Annotated in this window: 22 protein-coding genes; 20 read left to right on the forward strand and 2 right to left on the reverse strand. The window is 67.9% G+C overall.

The annotated features are described in order from the left end of the window. Window positions 1–6: 6 nt before the first annotated feature. A complete protein-coding gene (ligD, locus tag ACYVO7_RS18860) occupies window positions 7–2703 on the forward strand; it encodes a DNA ligase D (protein ID WP_460451358.1) in 2697 nt (898 codons plus the stop codon). Between the two features lie 62 nt (window positions 2704–2765). Here ligD and ACYVO7_RS18865 read toward each other — a convergent pair whose 3' ends face one another. Continuing rightward, on the reverse strand, window positions 2766–3182 hold the full coding sequence (locus ACYVO7_RS18865) for a DUF1236 domain-containing protein (RefSeq protein WP_460451359.1): 417 nt from the start codon (window positions 3180–3182) through the stop codon (window positions 2766–2768). A 258-nt stretch (window positions 3183–3440) separates the two neighbouring features. Here ACYVO7_RS18865 and ACYVO7_RS18870 point away from each other — a divergent pair, with 258 nt between their 5' ends. Continuing rightward, window positions 3441–3938, forward strand: coding sequence for a response regulator (locus tag ACYVO7_RS18870; RefSeq protein WP_460451360.1), 498 nt, complete (start codon window positions 3441–3443; stop codon window positions 3936–3938). Window positions 3939–3981: 43 nt separating this feature from the next. Here ACYVO7_RS18870 and ACYVO7_RS18875 read toward each other — a convergent pair whose 3' ends face one another. Next, on the reverse strand, window positions 3982–4746 hold the full coding sequence (locus ACYVO7_RS18875) for an SDR family NAD(P)-dependent oxidoreductase (RefSeq protein WP_460451361.1): 765 nt from the start codon (window positions 4744–4746) through the stop codon (window positions 3982–3984). Window positions 4747–5037: 291 nt separating this feature from the next. Here ACYVO7_RS18875 and ACYVO7_RS18880 point away from each other — a divergent pair, with 291 nt between their 5' ends. The 18 genes from ACYVO7_RS18880 to ACYVO7_RS18965 all read left to right on the forward strand — a co-directional run bounded on the left by ACYVO7_RS18880 (window position 5038) and on the right by ACYVO7_RS18965 (window position 23289). Continuing rightward, window positions 5038–5403 (forward strand): NADH-quinone oxidoreductase subunit A, encoded by a 366-nt coding sequence (locus ACYVO7_RS18880; protein WP_406858084.1) that lies wholly within the window; start codon window positions 5038–5040, stop codon window positions 5401–5403. Next, the gene (locus ACYVO7_RS18885; RefSeq protein ID WP_460451362.1) at window positions 5394–5978 is read left to right on the forward strand and encodes a NuoB/complex I 20 kDa subunit family protein; all 585 of its coding nucleotides are present in this window, start codon (window positions 5394–5396) and stop codon (window positions 5976–5978) included. The genes ACYVO7_RS18880 and ACYVO7_RS18885 overlap by 10 nt, the downstream gene beginning before the upstream one ends. A gap of 124 nt (window positions 5979–6102) precedes the next feature. After that, window positions 6103–6708: an NADH-quinone oxidoreductase subunit C gene (locus ACYVO7_RS18890; RefSeq protein WP_460451363.1), complete on the forward strand. Its 606-nt coding sequence runs from the start codon at window positions 6103–6105 to the stop codon at window positions 6706–6708. Between the two features lie 105 nt (window positions 6709–6813). Then, complete coding sequence (locus ACYVO7_RS18895; protein ID WP_460451443.1) at window positions 6814–7146, forward strand: four helix bundle protein; 333 nt, start codon at window positions 6814–6816, stop codon at window positions 7144–7146. 60 nt (window positions 7147–7206) lie between these two features. After that, window positions 7207–8397 (forward strand): NADH-quinone oxidoreductase subunit D, encoded by a 1191-nt coding sequence (locus ACYVO7_RS18900; protein WP_460451364.1) that lies wholly within the window; start codon window positions 7207–7209, stop codon window positions 8395–8397. Between the two features lie 49 nt (window positions 8398–8446). Continuing rightward, window positions 8447–9442 carry an NADH-quinone oxidoreductase subunit NuoE gene (gene nuoE, locus ACYVO7_RS18905; protein WP_460451365.1) on the forward strand — a complete coding sequence of 332 codons (996 nt, stop codon included), beginning with the start codon at window positions 8447–8449 and terminating at the stop codon, window positions 9440–9442. 6 nt (window positions 9443–9448) lie between these two features. Further along, entirely contained in the window at window positions 9449–10759 is a 1311-nt protein-coding gene (gene nuoF / locus ACYVO7_RS18910) for an NADH-quinone oxidoreductase subunit NuoF (RefSeq protein WP_460451366.1), read from the forward strand. 14 nt (window positions 10760–10773) lie between these two features. Continuing rightward, window positions 10774–12852 carry an NADH-quinone oxidoreductase subunit NuoG gene (gene nuoG, locus ACYVO7_RS18915; protein ID WP_460451367.1) on the forward strand — a complete coding sequence of 693 codons (2079 nt, stop codon included), beginning with the start codon at window positions 10774–10776 and terminating at the stop codon, window positions 12850–12852. A gap of 12 nt (window positions 12853–12864) precedes the next feature. Next, a complete protein-coding gene (gene nuoH / locus ACYVO7_RS18920) occupies window positions 12865–13878 on the forward strand; it encodes an NADH-quinone oxidoreductase subunit NuoH (RefSeq protein ID WP_406858076.1) in 1014 nt (337 codons plus the stop codon). A 1-nt stretch (window position 13879) separates the two neighbouring features. After that, entirely contained in the window at window positions 13880–14125 is a 246-nt protein-coding gene (locus tag ACYVO7_RS18925) for a hypothetical protein (protein WP_460451368.1), read from the forward strand. Between the two features lie 60 nt (window positions 14126–14185). After that, window positions 14186–14674, forward strand: coding sequence for an NADH-quinone oxidoreductase subunit NuoI (nuoI, locus tag ACYVO7_RS18930; protein WP_460451369.1), 489 nt, complete (start codon window positions 14186–14188; stop codon window positions 14672–14674). A 166-nt stretch (window positions 14675–14840) separates the two neighbouring features. Continuing rightward, window positions 14841–15470 (forward strand): NADH-quinone oxidoreductase subunit J, encoded by a 630-nt coding sequence (locus ACYVO7_RS18935; protein ID WP_460451370.1) that lies wholly within the window; start codon window positions 14841–14843, stop codon window positions 15468–15470. A gap of 10 nt (window positions 15471–15480) precedes the next feature. After that, a complete protein-coding gene (gene nuoK / locus ACYVO7_RS18940; RefSeq protein ID WP_406858072.1) occupies window positions 15481–15789 on the forward strand; it encodes an NADH-quinone oxidoreductase subunit NuoK in 309 nt (102 codons plus the stop codon). Between the two features lie 31 nt (window positions 15790–15820). Then, a complete protein-coding gene (nuoL, locus tag ACYVO7_RS18945; RefSeq protein ID WP_460451371.1) occupies window positions 15821–17863 on the forward strand; it encodes an NADH-quinone oxidoreductase subunit L in 2043 nt (680 codons plus the stop codon). A gap of 1 nt (window position 17864) precedes the next feature. Beyond that, window positions 17865–19373 carry an NADH-quinone oxidoreductase subunit M gene (locus ACYVO7_RS18950; RefSeq protein ID WP_460451372.1) on the forward strand — a complete coding sequence of 503 codons (1509 nt, stop codon included), beginning with the start codon at window positions 17865–17867 and terminating at the stop codon, window positions 19371–19373. Between the two features lie 10 nt (window positions 19374–19383). Next, window positions 19384–20823 (forward strand): NADH-quinone oxidoreductase subunit NuoN, encoded by a 1440-nt coding sequence (gene nuoN, locus ACYVO7_RS18955; protein WP_460451373.1) that lies wholly within the window; start codon window positions 19384–19386, stop codon window positions 20821–20823. Between the two features lies 1 nt (window position 20824). Next, window positions 20825–21601 (forward strand): biotin--[acetyl-CoA-carboxylase] ligase, encoded by a 777-nt coding sequence (locus tag ACYVO7_RS18960; protein ID WP_460451374.1) that lies wholly within the window; start codon window positions 20825–20827, stop codon window positions 21599–21601. 17 nt (window positions 21602–21618) lie between these two features. After that, entirely contained in the window at window positions 21619–23289 is a 1671-nt protein-coding gene (locus ACYVO7_RS18965) for a ribonuclease J (RefSeq protein ID WP_460451375.1), read from the forward strand. The last annotated feature ends 15 nt before the right edge of the window (window positions 23290–23304 follow it).

A 23304-nucleotide genomic window follows, 5' to 3' on the forward strand; every position in this document is an offset into this window, starting at 1 on the left:
GGCGCCGTGGCGGTCCAGCGCAAGACAGCGGCCGACGCCGCGGCCAAGCCGTCCCGGCGGGCGGCCCCCAAGACGCGCGCGTCTGCGGCGGCCACGGACGCCGAGGATCCGCTCAAGCTCTATCGCGAGAAGCGCGATTTCCAGCGCACCGCCGAGCCGCCGGCGCAGGTGGGCGCAGAGGAGGGCTGGCGGTTCGTCGTGCAGAAGCACGCGGCGCGGCGGCTGCATTACGACCTCAGGCTCGAGCTCGACGGCGTGCTCAAGAGCTGGGCGGTGGCGCGAGGCCCCAGCCTCGTCGCGGGCGAGAAGCGGTTGGCGGTCCACACCGAAGACCACCCGATGAAGTATCTCGACTTCGAGGGCATCATCCCGCAGGGCGAATATGGCGGCGGGACCATGATCGTCTGGGACCAGGGGACCTGGACGCCGGACAAGGACCCCCGCAAGAGCCTCGCCAAGGGCCATCTGGACTTCACCCTGCAGGGGTCGCGCCTGAAGGGGCGCTGGCACCTGGTGCGGATGCGGCCGCGTCCGCACGAGAAGAAGGAGCAGTGGCTGCTCCTCAAGGGAGACGACGCCTTCGCCCGCGCGCCGGACGACCCCGACGTCCTGGCCGACGCGACCTCCTTCCTAAGCGGGAAGACCAATGACGAGCTCGCCGCCGAAGGCGTGATCCGGGAGGACCACGCCGCCCGGCAGGCGAAGAGCGCCGCCCCGGGCCGGGGCAAGCCGGGCAAGCGAGGCCATGAGATCGAGGCCGTGAAGGCGAAGGGCGCCCGCAAGGGCCTGCTCCCGCTGTTCCTGGAGCCGAGCCTGGCCTCGCTGATCGATGAGCCGCCCGCCGGCGGCGAGTGGATCCACGAGATCAAATATGACGGCTACCGCATGCAGGCCCGCCTCGATGGGGGCGAAGCGCAGCTGCTCACCCGCAAGGGGCTGGACTGGACGGAGCGCTTCGGCTCCATCGCCGAGAGCCTGAAGCGGCTCCCGGTCGGCTCGGCGCTGCTCGACGGCGAGATCGTCTCGGAAGGCGAGAACGGCGTCCCGAGCTTCAGCGCCCTGCAGGCCGACCTCAAGGCCGGGCGCAAGGACCGGATGGTCTATTACGTGTTCGACGTGCTCTATCTGGAGGGCGCCGACCTCACCAAGTCGCCCCAGATCGAGCGCAAGCGCCTGCTGGAGGCGCTGCTGGCGCAGGCCCCGGAGGGCTCGACCCTCCGCTACAGCGAGCATTTCGAGCATGACGGGCGCAGCATGCTGGTCCATGCCTGCCGGCTCGGACTGGAGGGCGTCGTCTCCAAGCGCAAGGACGCGCCCTATCTGCCGGACCGCGGCGGGCACTGGCTGAAGTCCAAATGCGTGATGCGGCAGGAATTCGTGGTCCTCGGCTACACGCTCTCGACCGCGGCGAAGCGCTCCATCGGCTCGCTGGCGCTGGGCTATTACGAGGACGGCAAGCTGATCTACGCCGGCCGGTCGGGGACGGGATTCTCGGGCGACGAAGCCCGCAGCCTGCATGAAGGCCTCTCGGCGATCGCGGCGCCGAAGCCCGATCTGGGGCGAAAGCCCCCCGCCGGCGCCGACAAGGGCGTGCGCTGGGTCGAACCGCGCTTCGTGGCCGAGATCGAGTTTCGCGGCTGGACGAGCGACGGTCTCCTGCGCCAGTCCTCGTTCAAGGGCCTGCGCGACGACAAGCCGCCCACCGAGGTCGTGCGCGAGGCGACGCCGGGCGAGGCGGCCTCGTCCGCATCGGCGCGCAAATCCGGATCGGCCCCGCCGGCCAGACCCTTCGCCGCGAAGGCCGCGGATCTCACGGGCGTCAGGCTCACCCATCCCGAGCGGATCCTGTGGGAGGACCAGGGCGTCACGAAGCAGGGGCTCGCCGACTTCTACGCCGACATCGCCGACTGGGTGCTGCCGCATGTCACGCGCCGTCCGCTCAGCCTCGTGCGCTGCCCGTCAGGAGTGGGCAAGCCAAGCTTCTTCCAGAAGCACATGTGGGAGGGGCTTTCGCCCGACATCCGGCCCGTGGATGTCGGGGACGCCGAGCCGATGACCTATATCGAGGATCTGCGCGGGCTGATCGGGCTGGTCCAGGCCGGGGTGCTGGAGATCCATCCCTGGGGCTCCGGCGTCGAGGACATCGAGAAGCCGGACCGGCTGATCTTCGATCTCGACCCGGGCGAGGAGGTGACCTGGGGCCAGGTGATCGACGGCGCGCTGGAGATCCGCCGCCGGCTCGCCGAGGACAAGCTGGAAAGCTTCGTCAAGACTTCTGGCGGCAAGGGGCTCCATGTCGTCGTCCCGATCGTCCCGTCGATCGACTGGGAGACCGCCAAGGACTACACGCGCCAGGTGGTGGAGCGCATGGCGGCGGACTCGCCCACCCTCTATGTGGCCAACATGGCCAAGGTCCAGCGCAAGGGCCGCATCTTCGTGGACTATCTGCGCAACGGACGCGGCGCCACGGCGGTGGCGGCCTATTCGACCCGGGCGAGGGCGGGGGCGCCCGTCTCCACGCCGCTGCAGTGGGACGAACTCTCCGAAGCCGTGCGGGCCGACCATTTCGGCGTCGACAACCTGCGGCAGCGACTCGACTTCCTCAGCCGCGATCCGTGGGAGGGCTTCTTCACGCTGAAGCAGACGCTCCCGGCCGCCCGGGGCGGGCGCAAGAAGGCGGGGCGCTCGCGTTCATCGTCATAAAAGAAACGGCCCCGGAGCGAACTCCGGGGCCGCACGCCAGACTGGCGTTCAGGCGTCGAGGATCACTCGATGACCTGCACGATGCGGCGGGTCTGCGGGTCGACCAGCACGGTCCGGTCGTTGATCACCGAATAGCGATACTGGGTCTGCACGCCGACATCGGCCGGGACCGGATAGAGCTCCACCGTCTGCGGCAGGGGCTCGCCTACGACGACCTTCTCGCGATAGGTCACGGACGGGCGGCGCTGCTGGACGACATACTGGTGCACGCGGGTGGAATCGCTCTGCGACAGCGTTCCGCCGACGATCGCGCCGGTCACGCCGCCGACGGCCGCGCCGATCGGGCCGCCCACGATGGCGCCGCCGACAGCGCCGGTGGCCGCGCCGGCCGCCGCGCCGGACTGGCCGGACTGCGCCAGGGCGACGCCGGGAACGGCGAGCGTGAGGGTGACGGCGGCGGCGATAAGGGCGTTCTTCATGCGGTTGTCCTCCATTGAACTTGACAATCGGGGACACAACGTGGGCTCAGCCTGAGGGTTCCCCGGCGCGGGCGCCGCTCCCGGCGCGGATTCGGCGAGACGACAGCGCGAGCGGCCGAAGATCAGGGCCGCCATACTCCAGGTTGTACTTTCAAATAAAGACCTCAAAAATTGCATATTCTTACGGATTCTCATGTATTCACGAAAGCTTCATCCCACGTCCCGTAGCATGATCTGGACTAGGGCTGAGTATCGGTCGTGAGCGTACCTTCCTTCGGAAACCTTCGTATCCTGCATGTCGAGGAAAGTCCTTTCGTGCGGCGGCTCGTGCGCGGCATGCTGCTGCAGGTCGGGATACGCGACGTCACCGACGCGGCGACCGGCTACGAGGCGCTGGAGCGGCTCGCCGAGTTCAGGCCGTCCCTGATCGTCATGCAGTGGGAGGCGCCGGAATTCTCCGCCTCGCAGGTGCTCGACATCATCCGCGACCCGAGCCGCGTGCGCGAGACAAACGTCCCGGTGGTGGTGACGACGCAAAGGCCGACCCGCCGGCTGCTTGACGAAGCCGCCGAACGGGAGGTGCAGCACGTGCTGCGCAAGCCTTTCTCTCCCAAGATGTTGTGGGAACGGATCGGCCACTTCTATCCCGACCTGAACGTCGCCGAACTGGACCCGCGCATCGGCGGCAAGATGAAGACCAAGGAGTCCATGCTGCTGGACGGCCCCGCCGGCCGGGAGACGGCGGCGGGGGGCTGAGCGTCGGCGGCGGCGCCCGGCGCCTCGCCGAGAGGGCCGCGGCTCAATAGGTCGCGCGGCCGCCGGACAGGTCGAACACGGCCCCGGTCGTGAACGAATTGTCCGCCGAGACCAGCCAGGCGATCATGGCTGCGGCCTCCTCGACCAGCAGGAAGCGCCCGCGCGGGATGCGCGAGAGCATGTAGTCGATGTGCTGCTGGCTGATCTGGTCGAAGATCCGGGTCTTGGCGGCGGCCGGCGTCACGCAGTTCACCGCGATATCGTGGGAGGCGAGCTCCTTGCCGAGCGACTTGGTCAGCGCGATCACGCCCGCCTTGGCGGCCGAATAGGCTGCGGCGTTGGGGTTGCCTTCCTTGCCGGCGATGGAGGCGACGTTCAGGATCCGCCCGTAGCCGCGCGCGATCATGCCCGGCGTCACCGCCTTGCAGCAGTAGAAGACGCCGTTCAGGTCGATGTCGATGATGCGCCGCCACTCGTCGATGGGGTAGTCGACGACCGGCATGGTGGGGCCCGAGATGCCGGCGTTGTTGACCAGGATGTCGATGCGGCCCAGTTCTCCCTCCGTGCGCGCCACGGCGCGGGCGATCGAGTCCGGGTCGGTCTGCTCATAGGCCGCCGTCAGCACCCGGGCGGCGGGCGCCGCGGCCTGGAGCGAGGCGGCCGCCTCCGCCAAGAGGCTCTCGTCGCGGTCCCACAGGGCGACGGCGGCGCCCGAATCGAGGAGCCGCGCGGCGACCGCATAGCCAATGCCCTGCGCTCCCCCGGTCACGGCGGCTGCGCGGCCTTGAAGATCGATCCTGTTGGTCATAACTGAGACTTTCCCGGTGGTTGCCGGGGCGATCATACGGATCGGGACGATCCGGTCGAGGGTTGCGTGCGCATGTGCGCCCATTTGGTCGAATGGGCCGCCTCTGCGACTCCCTTCCGTCTTGCGGTTCGCTGTGCGCTGCGATAAGCCTCCCGCGACCCTCCAAAAGGGGCTCGAGGCGCATGACTTCGGCGTTTTTGCGACCTGCCCGCCTCTCCCGGTTGCGTCGGTGCCGAAAAGCCGGCCGGCTTTTCGCAATTTCACGAGTTTCGCCGCGAGTGCGGAGACGCCATGCCTGAGCTTCTCGTCGACTATCTCCCGCTGGTCCTGTTCATCGGCGTGTCGCTGGTGATCTCGATCGCCCTGCTGGTCGCGCCCTTCATCGTCGCCTATTCGAACCCGGATCCGGAGAAGCTCTCCGCCTATGAGTGCGGCTTCAACGCGTTCGACGACGCCCGCATGAAGTTCGACGTGCGCTTCTACCTCGTCTCGATCCTGTTCATCATCTTCGACCTGGAGGTGGCGTTCCTGTTTCCGTGGGCGGTCGCGTTCAAGGAGGTGGGGCTGTTCGGCTTCTGGTCGATGATGACCTTCCTGGCGGTGCTGACCATCGGCTTCGTGTACGAGTGGAGAAAGGGAGCCCTGGAATGGGATTGACCGCAAACGTTCCCGGAACCCTCGTCGCCCCCGCGCCGCGCGGCGTCATCGATCCGAACACCGGCCGGCCCGTAGGGGCGACCGACCCGTTCTTCTCCGACGTCAACGCCGAGCTCGCCGACAAGGGCTTCATCGTCGCCGCCACGGACGACCTCATCCAGTGGGCCCGCACGGGTTCGCTGATGTGGATGACGTTCGGCCTGGCGTGCTGCGCGGTGGAGATGATGCAGCTCTCCATGCCGCGCTACGACGTGGAGCGCTTCGGCTTCGCCCCGCGCGCCTCGCCGCGCCAGTCGGACGTGATGATCGTCGCCGGCACGCTGACCAACAAGATGGCCCCGGCGCTGCGCAAGGTCTACGACCAGATGCCCGAGCCGCGCTACGTCATCTCGATGGGCAGCTGCGCCAATGGCGGCGGCTACTACCACTATTCCTACTCTGTGGTGCGCGGCTGCGACCGCATCGTGCCGATCGACGTCTACGTGCCGGGGTGCCCCCCGACCGCGGAGGCGCTGCTCTACGGCATCCTGCTCCTGCAGAAGAAGATTCGCCGGACCGGCACGATCGAGCGCTGACCCGGGCTCCGGCCCGCCCCCGGCAGCCGGCCCCGGCTGCCGCCCAGATCCTCCCGGCGCGGCTCCCGCGCATGTTTGCCTGAGCGCGGCCTCCGCGCATCCTGACCGGAAGAAAGCCTGTCCCATGGACGAGACGCTGAACGAGCTCGGCGAGGCCATCAAGAACGCTCTCCCCGGAGCGGTGACCGGCTATACGGTCGCGTTCGGCGATCTCGCGGTCGAAGCCGAGGCGGGACAGATCGTGCAGGTCCTGCGACTGCTGCGCGACGACCCGCAGTTCCGCTTCGTCTGCTTCATCGACCTGTGCGGCGTCGACTACCCGGCCCGCGAGAAGCGCTTCGACGTGGTGTGGCACCTGCTGTCGCCCAAGCACAACCGGCGCATCCGGGTGAAGGTGCGGACGGACGAGATCACGCCGGTGCCCTCGACGGTGGACGTCTACCCGGCCGCCAACTGGTTCGAGCGCGAGGCCTACGACCTCTACGGCATCCTGTTCTCCGGCCACCCGGACCTGCGGCGCATCCTCACCGACTACGGCTTCGAGGGACACCCGCTGCGCAAGGACTTCCCGACCACCGGCTTCGTCGAGGTGCGCTGGGACGAGGAGCAGAAGCGGGTCGTCTACGAGCCCGTCAAGCTGCAGCAAGAGTTCCGCAGCTTCGACTTCCTCTCCCCCTGGGAAGGCACGGACTATGTGCTGCCGGGGGATGAGAAGGCGAAGGCGCCGTGAACCGGCGAATGGCGAAATGGCGAATGGCGAATAGGGGGTTCGGCGACAGTCGTGACGAATGAGGTTATCCGATCCTATCGCGATCTCGCCGTCTGGCGGTCCTCAATGGATCTGGCTCAAGCCTCCTATCTGTTCACAGCGACGTTTCCGAAGAGCGAAATGTACGGATTGACAAGTCAAATTCGGCGTTCTGCGACGTCCGTGGCCGCCAACATCGCGGAAGGCCATGGGCGCGAGCATACCGGATCGTTCGTTCAATCCTTGCGGATCGCACAGGGCTCCCTCAAGGAGTTCGAAACGCACGTGTTGCTCGCCGGACGGGTCAAGCTGGCGGCCGATAAAGAGGTCGACGCTCTGATGAGCAGCGCCGATGATTTGGGACGCAAGCTGAGGGCTCTGATCAGGTCCCTGCAGAGGCGGATGGAGACGCAAGGATGATGACGCAGCGCTCACCCCATTCGCCATTCGCCATTCGCCATTCGCGCAGGGCCCCGCGCCATGACTGAAACCGCCATCCGCAACTTCTCCATCAATTTCGGCCCGCAGCATCCGGCGGCGCATGGCGTGCTGCGCCTTGTGCTGGAGCTGGACGGCGAGGTGGTGGAGCGCGTCGACCCGCATATCGGGCTCTTGCATCGCGGCACCGAGAAGCTGATCGAGTCCAAGACCTATCTGCAGTCGATCCCGTATTTCGACCGGCTCGACTATGTCGCTCCGATGAACCAGGAGCACGCCTTCTGCCTGGCGGTGGAGAAGCTGCTCGGGATCGGGGTGCCGCGCCGGGCGCAGCTGATCCGGGTGCTCTATTCGGAGATCAGCCGGCTGCTGTCGCATCTGCTCAACGTCACCACGCAGGCGATGGACGTGGGCGCGCTGACCCCGCCGCTGTGGGGCTTCGAAGAGCGCGAGAAGCTGATGCTGTTCTATGAGCGCGCCTCCGGCTCGCGCATGCATGCGGCCTATTTCCGGCCGGGCGGCGTCCATGCGGACCTGCCGCCGGACCTGATCGACGACATCGAGGCCTTCTGCGACCCCTTCCTGAAGGTGCTCGACGACCTCGACGCGCTGTTCATCGGCAACCGCATCTTCAAGCAGCGCAACGTCGACATCGGCGTCGTGACGCTGGACGAGTGCTGGGCCTGGGGCTTCTCGGGCGTGATGGTGCGCGGCTCGGGCGCCGCCTGGGACCTGCGCAAGGCGCAGCCCTACGAGTGCTACGAGGAGATGGAGTTCGACATCCCGGTCGGGCGCAACGGCGACAACTATGACCGCCAGGTGATCCGCATGGAGGAGATGCGCCAGTCGGTGCGCATCATGCGCCAGTGCATCGCCAAGCTGCGCGAGCCGGCCGGGCAGGGGCCCGTGACCACCCTCGACGGCAAGGTGGCGCCGCCGAAGAGGGCGGAGATGAAGCGCTCGATGGAGGCGCTCATCCACCACTTCAAGCTCTATACGGAAGGCTTCCGGGTGCCGGAAGGCGAGGTCTACGCGGCGGTCGAGGCGCCCAAGGGCGAGTTCGGCGTCTATCTCGTGTCGGACGGCACCAACAAGCCGTATCGCTGCAAGATCCGCGCTCCGGGCTTCGCCCACTTGCAGGCCATGGACCACATGAACCGCGGCCACATGCTGGCCGACGTCTCGGCGATCCTCGGATCGCTGGACATCGTGTTCGGCGAGGTCGATCGGTGAAGAAGTTGCGCACGCGCCGCCCGGCGGTTCGTGCGGATATGAGGACGTCATGTCAGTCAGAAGACTAGCCGCCGAGCAGCCCGCCAGCTTCGCCTTCACGCCGGACAACCTGGCCTGGGCGCAGGGCGTCATCGCGAAATACCCGGAGGGCCGGCAGGCCTCCGCGGTGATCCCGCTGCTGTGGCGCGCCCAGGAGCAGAACGACTACTGGCTGCCCAAGCCGGCCATCGAGTATGTCGGGCGCATGCTGGACATGCCCTATATCCGCGTGCTGGAGGTCGCGACCTTCTACACGATGTTCAATCTCGAGCCGGTGGGGAAGCACTTCATCCAGCTGTGCGGCACGACGCCGTGCCGGCTGCGCGGGGCCGAGGACATCATCAAGGTCTGCCAGGACCGCATCGGCGGCCAGCGCCATGTCACGCCGGACGGGCTGTTCTCGTGGCTGGAGGTCGAGTGCCTGGGCGCGTGCTGCAACGCGCCGATGGTGCAGATCAACAACGACTATTACGAGGACCTGACGACGGAGAACTTCAACAGGCTCCTCGACGACCTCGCCGCGGGCCGGCCGGTCAAGAAGGGTCCGCAGAATAGCCGCCACGCGTCCGAGCCCGAAGGCGGCGTCACGACGCTGACGGATCCGGCGCTCTATGACGGCTCCGCCGTGGGCGCCTGGCGCAAGCGCTTCCAGGAAGAGGAGGCGAAGGCCAAGGCCGCCGCCTCCGAAGCGGGCGCGACGGAGAAGAAGGCCGCGGACGACAAGGCCCTCGCGGCCGAGGCGGCGGCGCGGCCGAAGCCCGGCAAGCCGAGCGACGACACGGCCGGCGCGAAGGCCACCGACACTCCGGCGCACCGGGTCGCCGAAGGCAAGGAAGCGGTCTCGGCCGCCGACCGGGCCAAGGCCGGGGACGCCTCGAAGTCGTCCTCCGACGAGCCGTCGTCGAAGCGCCCGAAGGCTCCGACCCTCGACAAGGCCTCGTCCTATGTGGCCAACCCGAACCAGGGCGAAGCCAAGAAGCCCGCCGACGACACGGCGAAGGGGTGAGCGGACATGCTGGCTGATCGCGATCGCATTTTCACCAACCTCTACGGCCTGCAGTCCCCCGGCCTCAAGGCCGCGCAGATGCGCGGCGCCTGGGACGGCACGAAGTTCCTGCTCGAGAAGGGCCGGGACTGGATCGTCGACGAGATGAAGAAGTCGGGCCTGCGCGGCCGCGGCGGCGCGGGCTTCCCGACCGGCCTGAAATGGTCGTTCATGCCCAAGCAGTCGGACGGGCGCCCGAGCTATCTCGTGGTCAACGCCGACGAATCCGAGCCCGGCACCTGCAAGGACCGGGAGATCATGCGGCACGATCCGCATCTGCTGGTCGAGGGCTGCCTGATCGCCTCCTTCGCGATGGGGGCGAACGCCTGCTACGTCTATCTGCGCGGCGAGTACATCGCCGAGCGCGAGGCGCTGCAGCGCGCCGTGGACGAGGCCTATGAGGCGCGGCTCGTCGGCAAGGACAACATCCACGGCTGGCCCTTCGACATCTACGTGCACCACGGCGCCGGCGCGTATATCTGCGGCGAGGAGACCGCGCTGCTCGAGAGCCTCGAGGGCAAGAAGGGAATGCCGCGGCTGAAGCCGCCGTTCCCGGCCAATATGGGCCTCTATGGCTGCCCCACGACGGTGAACAACGTCGAGTCGATCGCCGTGGCGGGCACCATCCTGCGTCGCGGCGCAGCCTGGTTCGCGGGCATCGGCCGGCCGAACAATGTGGGCACCAAGCTGTTTTGCGTGTCGGGGCATGTCAACAAGCCCTGCAACGTCGAGGAAGAGCTCGGCCTGACCTTCCGCGAACTGATCGACCGCCATTGCGGCGGCATCCGGGGCGGCTGGGACAACCTCAAGGCGGTGATCCCGGGCGGCTCGTCCGTGCGCATGGTGCCGGCCGACCAGATCATCGACACGCCGATGGACTTCGACAGCCTGTCGAAGCTGAAATCGGGCCTCGGCACCGCGGCCGTGATCGTGATGGACAAGTCGACCGACATCGTCCGGGCGATCGCGCGCATCAGCTACTTCTACAAGCACGAGAGCTGCGGCCAGTGCACGCCGTGCCGCGAGGGCACGGGCTGGATGTGGCGCGTGCTGACCCGCATGGCCGAGGGCCGCGCCCAGAAGCGCGAGATCGACATGCTTCTGGAAGTGACCAAGCAGGTCGAGGGCCACACCATCTGCGCGCTCGGCGACGCGGCGGCCTGGCCCGTGCAGGGCCTGATCGCCCATTTCCGCCACGAAATCGAGGCGCGTATCGACCAATACGCCGCCAACCCGCATAGCGAGCCTGTCCGCAACTACGGCGTGGCGGCGGAGTAAGAAAGAGTGCATCGATGACAAAGATCATCGTCGACGGCATCGAGCTCGACGTTCCGGCCGAATACACGCTCCTCCAGGCGTGCGAGGAGGCCGGCGCCGAGATCCCGCGCTTCTGCTTCCATGAGCGGCTCTCGATCGCCGGCAACTGCCGCATGTGCCTCGTCGAGGTGAAGGGCGGGCCGAAGCCGGTCGCGTCCTGCGCCTGGGCCGTGCGCGACTGCCGCCCCGGCCCGAACGGCGAGCCGCCGGTGATCTCCACCAAGTCGCCGATGGTGCGCAAGGCGCGCGAGGGGGTGATGGAGTTCCTCCTCATCAACCACCCGCTGGACTGCCCGATCTGCGACCAGGGCGGCGAGTGCGACCTGCAGGACCAGGCGATGGCCTATGGCGTCGACACGTCCCGCTTCGCCGAGAACAAGCGCGCCGTCGAGGACAAGTATATCGGCCCGCTCGTGAAGACGCAGATGAACCGCTGCATCCAATGCACGCGTTGCGTCCGCTTCTCGACCGAGGTCGCCGGCGTGCCGGATCTGGGCGCCATCGGCCGCGGCGAGGACATGGAGATCACCTCCTATCTCGAGAGCGCCATGCGGTCGGAGCTGCAGGGCAACGTCATCGACCTGTGCCCGGTGGGCGCGCTCACCTCCAAGCCCTACGCCTTCCGGGCGCGGCCCTGGGAGCTGTCCAAGACCGAGTCGGTCGACGTCATGGACGCGCTTGGATCGGCGATCCGCGTCGACGCGCGCGGCCGCGAGGTCATGCGCATCCTGCCGCGGCTCAACGAGGCCGTGAATGAGGAGTGGATCTCCGACAAGACCCGCTTCATCTGGGACGGGCTGAAGACGCAGCGGCTGGACAGGCCCTATGTGCGGGTCGGCGGCGCGCTGCGCCCGGCCTCCTGGGCCGAGGCCTTTTCGGCCATCGCCGCGAAGCTGAAGGCCGCCCAGCCCGACCGCATCGGCTTCATCGCCGGCGACCTCGCCTCCGTGGAGGAGATGTACGCGCTGAAGCTGCTGGCCCAGTCGCTCGGCACGACGAATGTCGACGGGCGCCAGGACGGGACGAAGCTGCACCCGAAATTCGGCCGCGCCTCCTACCTCTTCAACAGCACCGTGATGGGCATCGAGGAGGCGGACGCGATCCTGCTGGTCGGCACGGACCCGCGGCGCGAGGCGCCGGTGCTGAACGCCCGCATCCGCAAGCGCTGGCGCATGGGGCCGCTGCCGGTGGGCCTCATCGGCGAGCCGGTGGACCTCACCTATGACGTCGCGGTCCTGGGCGCCGGTCCGGAGACGCTGGCCGGCGTCGCCGACGGCACGGTCGGCTTCGCGGAGACGCTGAAGAACGCCAAGCGGCCGCTGGTGATCGTGGGGCAGGGGGCGTTGGCCCGGCCGGACGGCGAAGCCATCCTGGCGCTGGCCGCCAAGGTCGCGCAGTCGGTCGGCGCGGTCGCGGAAGGCTGGAACGGCTTCAGCGTGCTGCACACGGCGGCGGCCCGGGTCGGCGCGCTCGATCTCGGCCTCGTGCCGGGCGAGGGCGGCCTCGACGCCGCCGGCATGGCCGCCGCGGGCGCGCTCGACGTGCTGTTCCTGCTCGGCGCGGATGAGATCGACGTCGCGCCCGGCGCCTTCGTGATCTACCAGGGCACCCACGGCGACCGCGGCGCGCATCGCGCCGACGTGATCCTCCCGGGCGCGGCATACACCGAGAAGAACGGCACCTACGTCAACACCGAGGGCCGGGTTCAGCTCGGCGCGCGCGCCGGCTTCCCGCTCGGCGACGCCAAGGAGGACTGGGCCATCCTGCGCGCCCTGTCGGACGTGCTCGGCCATCGGCTGCCCTTCGACTCGCTGCCGCAGCTGCGGGCGAAGCTCTACGCCGACGTTCCCCACATGGCCCGGATCGAGACCGTGACTCCGGCCGACCCGGCGGGGCTCTCGGCGCTGGGCGGCGCGTCGGGTTCGCCCGACAAGGCGCCGTTCCGCCGCGCGGTCACGGACCTCTACCTCACCAACCCGATCGCCCGCGCTTCGGCGGTCATGGCCGAATGCTCGGCGCTGGCGCAGGGCGGCGTAGCCGTCGCGGCCGAGTAAGGGACAGCGACCATGGACGTCTTCCTCTCCGTGCTGCTGATGCTGGGCAAGAGCCTGCTGCTCATCGCCGCCCTGCTGATCTTCATCGCCTTCGCGCTCTATGGCGACCGCAAGGTGTGGGCGGCGGTGCAGCTGCGCCGCGGCCCCAACGTGGTCGGCCCCTGGGGGCTGATGCAGTCCTTCGCGGACCTGCTGAAATTCGCCCTGAAGGAGCCGGTGATCCCGTCCGGCGCCAACAAGGGCATCTTCCTGCTCGCGCCCCTGGTGACGACGCTGTTGGCCCTGTCGGCCTGGGCGGTGATCCCGCTCAACGACGGCTGGGCCATCGCCGACATCAATGTGGGCATCCTGTACATCTTCGCGATCTCGTCGCTGGGCGTGTACGGGATCATCATGGGCGGCTGGGCCTCCAACTCGAAATATCCGTTCCTGTCGGCGCTGCGCTCCGCCGCCCAGATGGTGTCCTACGAGGTCTCGATCGGCTTCGTGATCATCACGGTGCTGCTGTGCGTGGGCTCGCTGAACCTGACCGACATCGTCAACGCGCAGGACACCCGGGCCGGCCTCTTCGGCTGGTACTGGCTGCCGCTGCTGCCGATGTTCGTGATCTTCTTCATCTCGGCCATGGCGGAGACCAACCGGCCTCCCTTCGACCTGGTGGAGGCGGAGTCCGAGCTCGTGGCGGGCTTCATGGTCGAGTACTCCTCGACCCCGTACCTGCTCTTCATGCTGGGCGAGTACGTGGCCATCATGACCATGTGCGCGCTGATGACGATCCTGTTCCTCGGCGGCTGGCTGCCGCCGGCGAACTTCCCGCCCTTCACCTGGATCCCGGGCGTGATCTGGTTCGTCCTCAAAGCCTCGTTCATGTTCTTCCTGATCGCCATGGTGAAGGCGTTCGTGCCGCGCTACCGGTACGACCAGCTCATGCGGCTGGGCTGGAAGGTGTTCCTGCCGATCTCGCTCGCCATGGTGGTGATCGTGGCCGGCGTGCTGCAGTTCACCGGGTGGGCGCCGGGGCATTGAGGTGGAGGTCTCCATCCCGGGCGTGATCGGGGCCGCCATCGGGGCGGTCCTCGGCTATGTCGACTGGCGCGTCGTCGGCGGGGTGGTGGAAGGGCGTCTGCGCAAGCTGGACCGATCGTCCGGTCCGGCGGAGGCGGCGGTGTTCGAACGCAAGCTGCGCATCCTGCGCGCCGTGCTGTTCGTCGGCACCGTTCTGACCTTCCCGGTGATCGGCTACCTGCTCGGGGCCACGATCTCCGGGCGATGAAATGGAAGGCGGGCGAGCCCGCGACACGACAAGCGGCGCGCGAGCGCCCGGAGAGACGACATGGCATTCGCTCAGGCTGCGCGGTCACTGATCCTGAAGGAGTTCCTGGAGGCCTTCGTGCTGTCCATGCGCTACTTCTTCAAGCCGAAGCCGACGCTCAACTATCCCTATGAGCGCGGCGCGATCTCGCCCCGGTTCCGGGGGGAGCACGCGCTGCGGCGCTATCCCAACGGCGAGGAGCGCTGCATCGCCTGCAAGCTGTGCGAGGCGATCTGCCCCGCGCAGGCGATCACGATCGAGGCGGGCCCGCGCCGCAACGACGGCACGCGGCGCACGACCCGCTACGACATCGACATGACGAAGTGCATCTATTGCGGCTTCTGCCAGGAAGCCTGCCCGGTGGACGCGATCGTCGAAGGGCCGAACATGGAGTTCTCGACGGAGACCCGCGAGGAGCTGTTCTACGACAAGAACCGGCTGCTCGAGAACGGGGCCCGCTGGGAGCGCGAGCTCGCCCGCAACATCGCGATGGACGCGCCCTACCGCTAGGGCGGCGTCCCGGCGAAGGCCCGCAGGAAGTCGGGTTGTCGCTCCGGGAATCGGCGTCTATAGACGGGCGCACAAAGGGTTCTGGCCGGCTTGCCGGCCCTTCGAGGGAGGATCCGGCCGCCCGGCCAGGATCCATGGATCAGACGAGGCCGCCTCACGGGGGCCGATGAGGAACTCCACGATGGTGGCGGCCACCTTCTTCTATCTGTTCGCCGGGATCACGGTGGCCTCGGCCCTGATGGTGATCTCGTCGAAGAACCCCGTTCATTCGGTGCTGTTCCTGATCCTCGCCTTCGTCAACGCCGCGGGGCTGTTCCTGCTGATGGGGGCGGAGTTCCTGGCGATGATCCTGGTCGTCGTCTATGTCGGCGCGGTGGCGGTGCTGTTCCTCTTCGTCGTGATGATGCTGGACGTGGACTTCGCCGAGCTGCGCCAGGGCTTCCTCAGCTACCTGCCCTTCGGGGCCGTCGTGGCGCTGCTCCTGCTGGTGGAGTTGGTGCTCGTCGTCACCACCTACGCGCTGGAGCCCGGGGCGCTGAAGCTTCCGGCGCCGGCCTCGCCCTCGGCGGACGCGCTGATCCCCAACACCGAGGCGCTCGGGCGGGTGCTCTACACCCAGTATCTCTATTACTTCCAGGCCTCCGGCCTGATCCTGCTCGTCGCCATGATCGGCGCGATCGTGCTCACGCTGCGCCACAAGCCGGGCGTGAAGCGCCAGGACATCTCCCAGCAGGTCGCCCGCACGCCGGAATCGGCGGTCGAGGTGAAGAAGGTTCCCTTCAGGCAGGGCGTGTGAGGGCTCAGCGATGATCATCGGTCTCGGTCACTACCTGACGGTCGCGGCGATCCTGTTCACGCTCGGCGTGTTCGGCATCTTCATCAACCGCAAGAACGTCATCGTCATCCTGATGTCGGTCGAGTTGATCCTGCTCGCCGTCAACATCAACCTCGTGGCGTTCTCGACCTTCGGCGGCGACCTCGTCGGCCAGGTCTTCGCGCTCCTGATCCTCACCGTCGCGGCGGCCGAAGCCGCGATCGGACTGGCGATCCTCGTCGTCTATTTCCGCAACCGCGGCACCATCGCGGTTGAGGACATCAACATGATGAAGGGCTGACTCGGGGTAAGGCCCCCGACGGGACACGGACATGTATCAGGCCATCGTCTTCCTGCCGCTCGTCGGCTTCCTCATCGCCGGCCTTTTCGGCCGCACCATCGGCGCGCGCGCCAGCGAGGTGGTCACGACCGCCTTCCTGGTGGCGGCGGCGCTGCTGTCCTGGGTGGCGTTCTTCCAGGTCGGCTTCGGCCATGGCGCCACGCGGGTGCAGGTCGCCCAGTGGATGACGTCGGGCGACCTCAAGGTCGACTGGGCCTTCCGGATCGACACGCTCACGGCCGTGATGCTGGTGGTGGTGAACACCGTCTCGTCGCTCGTCCACCTCTACTCGATCGGCTACATGCACGAGGATCCGCACCGGCCGCGGTTCTTCGCCTATCTGTCGCTGTTCACCTTCGCGATGCTGATGCTGGTGACCGCCGACAACCTCGTCCAGATGTTCTTCGGCTGGGAGGGCGTGGGCCTCGCTTCCTATCTCTTGATCGGCTTCTGGTACAACAAGCCCTCGGCGGTCGCGGCCGCCATGAAGGCGTTCATCGTCAACCGCGTCGGCGATTTCGGCTTCGCGCTCGGCATCTTCCTCGTCTTCGTGCTGTTCGGCACGGTCGGCTTCGCCGAGATCTTCCCGAAGGCCGGCGAGGTCGCCAAGCAGAGCTTCCACTTCATCGGCTATGACTGGAACGCGATGACGCTGGCCTGCCTGCTGCTCTTCATGGGCGCGATGGGCAAGTCGGCGCAGTTCCTGCTCCACACCTGGCTGCCGGACGCGATGGAAGGCCCGACCCCGGTGTCGGCGCTGATCCACGCCGCCACCATGGTGACGGCGGGCGTGTTCATGGTGGCGCGCCTGTCGCCGCTGTTCGAGACGTCGCCGGTGGCGATGGCGGCGGTGCTGATCGTGGGCGCCACGACGGCGTTCTTCGCCGGCACGATCGGCCTGGTGCAGAACGACATCAAGCGCGTGATCGCCTATTCGACCTGCTCGCAGCTCGGCTACATGTTCGTGGGGCTCGGGGCGGGAGCCTACGGCGCCGGCATCTTCCACCTGTTCACGCACGCCTTCTTCAAGGCGCTGCTGTTCCTCGGCGCGGGCTCGGTCATCCACGCCATGCACCACGAGCAGGACATCCGCCGCATGGGCGGCCTCGCCCGCCGCATCCCGTTCACGACGGCGATGTTCGCGGTCGGCACGCTGGCGCTGACGGGCTTCCCGCTGACCGCCGGCTACTTCTCCAAGGACGCCATCATCGAGTCGTCCTTCGCCACCCATACGGCAGGCAACGCCTACGCCTTCGTGCTCCTGTCGATCACGGCGGGGCTGACCTCGTTCTACTCCTGGCGGCTCTTCTTCCTGACCTTCATGGGGCGCCCGCGCTGGGACACGCCGCACGGGCACGACCCGCAGGTGAGCCACCACGTGGAGTCCGAGGACGACAGCCACGGCTCGCACGCCCACGCGAAGCACGCCCATGACGACCATGGCCACGGCGCGCACGGCCACGCGCTGGAGCCGCACGAGTCGCCGATGAGCATGCTGATCCCGCTCGGGCTGCTGGGCTTCGGGGCGCTGTTCGCCGGGCTCTTCTTCGAGAGCGCCTTCTTCGGCCACGCCTATGAGGAGTTCTGGAAGGACGCCCTCCACACGGGGCCGGAGAACCACATCCTGCACGCGATCCACGAGATCCCGGGCTGGGTGAAGTACTCGCCCACGGTGGAGATGATCATCGGTTTCGCGGTCGCCTGGCTGTTCTACGTGAAGTCGCCGGACCTGCCGCGCCGCCTGGCCGAGAGCCAGCCCTTCCTGTACCGCTTCCTGCTCAACAAGTGGTACTTCGACGAGCTCTACGACGTCCTCTTCGTCCGCTCGGCCAAGTGGCTCGGCCGCTTCCTGTGGAAGAAGGGCGACGGCGTGGTCATCGACGGCATGGGCCCGGACGGCGTGTCGGCCCGCGTGGTCGACGTCACCAACGCGGTGGTGCGGCTGCAGACCGGATATGTCTACCACTACGCCTTCGCGATGCTGATCGGCGTGGCTGCGCTCATCACCTGGTACATGTTCGGCGGAGCCCACTGAGATGATGTCCCATTTGCTCACGGGCCTTCTCGTCCTGCCGCTGGCCGGAGCGCTGTTCGTGCTCGTCACCCGCGACGACACGGAAGCCGGCCAGAAGAACATCCGCTGGATCTCGCTCCTGGCCACGATCGCGACCTTCCTGCTGTCGCTGGTGGCCTGGGGCCGGTTCGACGTCGCCAATCCGGGCTTCCAGCTCCTGGAAGACGGCGCGTGGCTCTCCGAGACGATCCGCTTCAAGCTCGGCGTGGACGGCTTCTCGATGCCGTTCGTGATGCTGACCACGTTCCTGATGCCGTTCTGCATCGTGGCGTCGTGGGTGTCGGTCGAGCGGCGCGTGAAGGAGTACTTCATCGCCTTCCTGGTGCTCGAGACGCTGATGATCGGCGTGTTCGCCTCGCTCGATCTCGTGCTGTTCTACCTCTTCTTCGAGGCCGGCCTGATCCCGATGTTCCTCATCATCGGCATCTGGGGCGGCAAGCGGCGCATCTACGCCAGCTTTAAATTCTTCCTCTACACGCTGCTCGGCTCGCTGCTGATGCTGGTCGCCATCATGGCGATGTACTGGGACGCGGGCACGACGGACATCCCGACGCTTCTGGCGCACAAGTTCCCGCACGGCATGCAGTTCTGGCTGTGGCTGGCCTTCTTCGCCTCCTTCGCGGTGAAGATGCCGATGTGGCCCGTCCACACCTGGCTGCCCGACGCCCATGTGGAGGCGCCCACGGCCGGCTCGGTGATCCTGGCGGCGATCCTGCTGAAGATGGGCGGCTACGGCTTCATCCGCTTCTCGATCCCGATGTTCCCCGACGCGTCGCTGTATTTCGCGCCCTTCGTGTTCGCCCTCTCGGTCGTGGCGATCATCTACACGTCGCTGGTCGCGCTGATGCAGGAGGACATGAAGAAGCTCATCGCCTACTCGTCCGTGGCGCATATGGGCTTCGTCACCATGGGGCTGTTCACCCTGACGGCCCAGGGCATCCAGGGCGCGATGTTCCAGATGGTGAGCCACGGCATCGTATCGGGCGCGCTGTTCCTGTGCGTCGGCGTGATCTACGACCGCATGCACACCCGCGAGATCGCCGCCTATGGTGGGCTGACGGACCGCATGCCCAAATACGCCGTGGCCCTGATGGTGTTCACCATGGCCAATGTCGGCCTGCCGGGCACGTCGGGCTTCGTCGGCGAGTTCCTGACGCTGCTGGGCGCCTTCCGGGCGAACACCTGGGTCGCGTTCTTCGCCACCACCGGCGTGATCCTGTCGGCGGCCTATGCGCTCTGGCTCTATGCGCGGGTGATGTTCGGCCCGTTCGAGAAGCCGAGCCTGAAGGGCATCCTCGACCTCACCCCCCGCGAGGTCGGCCTGCTCGCGCCGCTGATCCTGCTCACGATCTATTACGGCGTGCATCCCGCTCCGGTGCTGGACGCCTTCGCGGCGTCGACCGACGCGCTCCTGAAGACGACCCAGGCCGCGCTCGGCGCCGCCGCGAAAACCGCCTCGCTGGCGCACTGAGGACTGTTCGATGCCTGGACTTCACGCGGCCATCCCGGCCTTCGGCCTCGCGCTTCCGGAGATCGTCCTCGCCATCGGGGCGCTGGCGCTGGTGCTCCTCGGCGCGATCCGCGGCGAGCGCTCGGTCAACCTCGTCAACGGGATCGCGCTGGCGATCCTGGTGCTGGTCGGCGTGCTGGTGATGACCCGCACCGGCCGGGCCACCACCTTCAACGGCTCCTTCGTGCAGGACGACTTCGCCAAGTTCATGAAGATCGCCGCCCTGGTGGGTTCGGGCGTGGCGCTGGTGATGTCGGTCGACTTCTGGCGCGGCGAGCGGGTGCAGCGCTTCGAATACGCCATCCTGATCCTGCTCTCGACGCTGGGCATGATGATGATGATCTCCGCGGGGGATCTCATCGCGCTCTATCTCGGCCTCGAGCTCATGAGCCTCGCGCTCTACGTGGTCGCCGCGATCCACCGCGATTCGGTGCGCGCCACGGAGGCGGGGCTGAAATATTTCGTGCTGGGCGCGCTCTCGTCCGGGATGCTGCTCTATGGCGCGTCGCTGGTCTACGGCTTCACCGGATCGGTGCAGTTCCCGGTGATCGGGGCGGCGCTGCGCGACCACGGCTCCACCGGGGTGATCTTCGGCCTCGTCTTCGTCATGGCGGGCCTGTGCTTCAAGATCTCGGCCGTGCCCTTCCACATGTGGACGCCGGACGTCTATGAGGGCGCGCCCACGCCGGTGACGGCCTTCTTCGCCGCCGCGCCCAAGATGGCCGCCATGGCGCTGGCCACGCGGGTCGTGATCACGGCCTTCCCGGGCATCCTGCTGCAGTGGCAGCAGATCATCGTCTTCGTGTCGATCGCCTCGATGGCGCTGGGCGCCTTCGCCGCCATCGGCCAGCGCAATATCAAGCGGCTGATGGCCTATTCGTCCATCGGCCACATGGGCTTCGCGCTGGTCGGTCTCGCCGCCGGCACCCCGGCGGGCGTGCAGGGCGTGGCCATCTACATGGCGATCTACCTGGTGATGACGCTGGGGACCTTCGCGGTGATCCTCGCCATGAAGCGGCCGGACGGCTATGTGGAGACCATCGAGGATCTCGCCGGGCTGGGCCGCACCGCGCCCGCCACGGCCTTCGTGTTCGCCATGCTGATGTTCTCGCTGGCCGGCATCCCGCCGCTCGCGGGTTTCTTCGCCAAGTGGTACGTGTTCGCCGCGGCGGTCGACGCCAAGCTCTACACGCTGGCGGTGATCGGCGTCGTCACCAGCGTGGTCAGCACCTACTACTATCTGCGCATCGTCAAGCTGATGTATTTCGACGAGCCGGCGGAGGCCTTCCTGCCGATGGCGACGTCCCTGAAGATCGTGTCGGGCCTGTCCGGCGCCTTCATCCTGCTGTTCTGGCTCTGGCCGGCGCCGCTGGTCACGGCCGCGACCGCCGCCGCGAAGTCGCTGTTCTGACGTGAAGCTGGGCGACGCCGCGCGATCCCAGGAGTTCCGCCTCGAGGTTTTCGACAGCCTCGGGTCGACCAATGACGAGGCGATGGCCCGCGGCCGCGCCGGCGATCCGGGCGGCCTGTGGATCGTGGCGCGCGAGCAGGGCAGGGGGCGCGGGCGCAGCGGCCGGGCCTGGTCGTCGCCGCGGGGCAACCTCTACGCCAGCCTGCTGCTCGCGGCGCCGTGCCGGCCCGCGGTCGCGCCGCAGCTGGGCTTCGTCGCCGGCGTCGCCCTGCACGCGGCGGTGGAGCAGGCGACAGGGCTGACGCCGGGGCGCGCCGCGCTGAAATGGCCGAACGACCTGTTGCTCGACCGCGCCAAGCTGGCCGGCATCCTGGTGGAGGGCGCGACGCGCCAAGGCGGCGACCTCCTCGTCGTGGTCGGCATCGGGGTCAACGCCGCGCATCATCCGGCCGACACGCCCTACCCGGCGACCGATCTCGGCGAGAAGGGGCTTCCGGTCGGCGTGGATCCGCTCTTCTCGGCCCTGTCGGACGCCATGGCGACGACGCTGCGGCGCTGGGACGCGGGCGCCGGCTTCGCCGAGGTGAGGCGGGAGTGGTTGAAACGGGCCGGCGGGCTCGGCGAGCCCATCGTGGTGCGGCGTCCCGAAGGGGAGCGCCGCGGCGTTTTCGTGGACCTGGACGGGGACGGGCGTTTGCTCCTCGACGAGGGCGGCCGTAGGGTCGCCTTCGAAGCAGGCGACGTGTTCCTGACGAACCTGCAACCTGCAGACAGCTGAGACAGAGAGGATAACGGATGGCGTTGGGCGACGACGAACTCGTCTTCGTGCCGCTGGGCGGATTGGGCGAGATCGGAATGAACGCCGCGCTTTACGGCTTCGGACCGAAAGGCCGCCGCAAGTGGATCATGGTGGATTGCGGCGTCGCCTTCGCGGGCGACGACCTGCCGGGCATCGACCTGCTGATGCCCGACATCCGTTTCCTGGAAGCGAACCGCAACGACCTGCTGGGCATCATCATCACCCACGCCCATGAGGACCATATCGGCGCGCTGACGGACCTGTGGCCCCGGCTGCAGGCCCCGGTCTACGCGACCAGGTTCGCCGCGAACCTCCTGGAAGTGAGGCGGTTCAACGAGCAGGGCGCGCGCAAGATCCCGATGAACGTGGTGGAGCGCGGCAGCCGGGTGCGGATGGGGCCGTTCGAGGTCGAGTTCGTCGGCATGGCGCACTCCATCCCGGAATCCTGCGCCCTGGCGATCCGCAGCCCGGCCGGCCTGGTGCTGCACACCGGCGACTGGAAGATCGATCCCACGCCCGGCGCGGGCTGGGTGACGGACGAGAAGCGCCTGCGCGAACTCGGCGACGAGGGCGTGCTGGCGATGATCTGCGACAGCACCAACGTCATCCGGGGCGGCGAGAGCCCCTCGGAGGCGGACGTGGCCAAGACGCTGACCGAGATCATCGGGCAGGCGAAGAACCGCGTCGCGGTGACGACCTTCGCCTCCAACGTGTCGCGCATCCGGGCCGTCGCGGAGGCCGCCGCCGCCAATGGCCGCGAATGCATCGCCATCGGGCGGGCCATGGACCGGGTGATCCAGGTCGCGGAGGATTGCGGCTATCTGGACGGGGTCCGGCCGTTCCGCGGCACGGACGCCTATGGCTCCCTGCCGCGCGACAAGGTGGTGGCGCTGCTGACGGGCAGCCAGGGCGAGCCCCGCGCCGCGCTGGCCCGCGTCGCGGAGGACCAGCATCCGGACGTGGCGCTCGCCTCGGGCGACCTCGTGATCCTGTCGTCCCGCACCATCCCGGGCAACGAGAAGGCTGTCGGGCGGATCGTCAACTCGCTCATCCGCAGCGGGGTGGAGGTTCTGACCGACCGGACCCATATGGTGCATGTCTCCGGCCATCCCCGCCGCGGCGAGATGGAGCGGATGTACGAGTGGGTGCGTCCGAGGGTCGCCGTTCCGGTGCACGGCGAGGCGCTGCACATCGACGAGCACGCCAAGCTGGCGCGGTCGCTCGGCGTGCCGAACGTGGTCATCGCCAAGGACGGCGACATGGTGCTGCTCGGCCCGGGCAAGCCGGGCGTCATCGACGAGGTGACCTACGGCAAGCTCTACAAGGACGGCGAACTGCTGATCAGCGCGAGCGAGTCGACCGTGCAGGAGCGCCGGCGGCTCGCCTTCGCGGGCGTGGTCTCGATCGCGCTGGCGCTGGACGGCCGCGGCGACCTCGTGGGCGACCCCGCCTTCGAGATCACCGGCCTGCCGCAGAAGACGCGCTCCGGCGAGCCCTTCGAGGACGTCATCGACGACGCCATCATCAACGTCCTGCGCGGCCTGCCCAAGCAGCGCCGGCGCGACGCGGATCTCGTCGAGAACGCCATCGAGCGGGCCGTCCGCGCCGCCGTGGGCGAGGCCTGGGGCAAGAAGCCGACCTGCCACGTGCATGTGGTGATGGTGTAAGGCGTCGGCCGCACC

It is taken from the genome of Alsobacter sp. SYSU BS001988, from assembly GCF_054796215.1.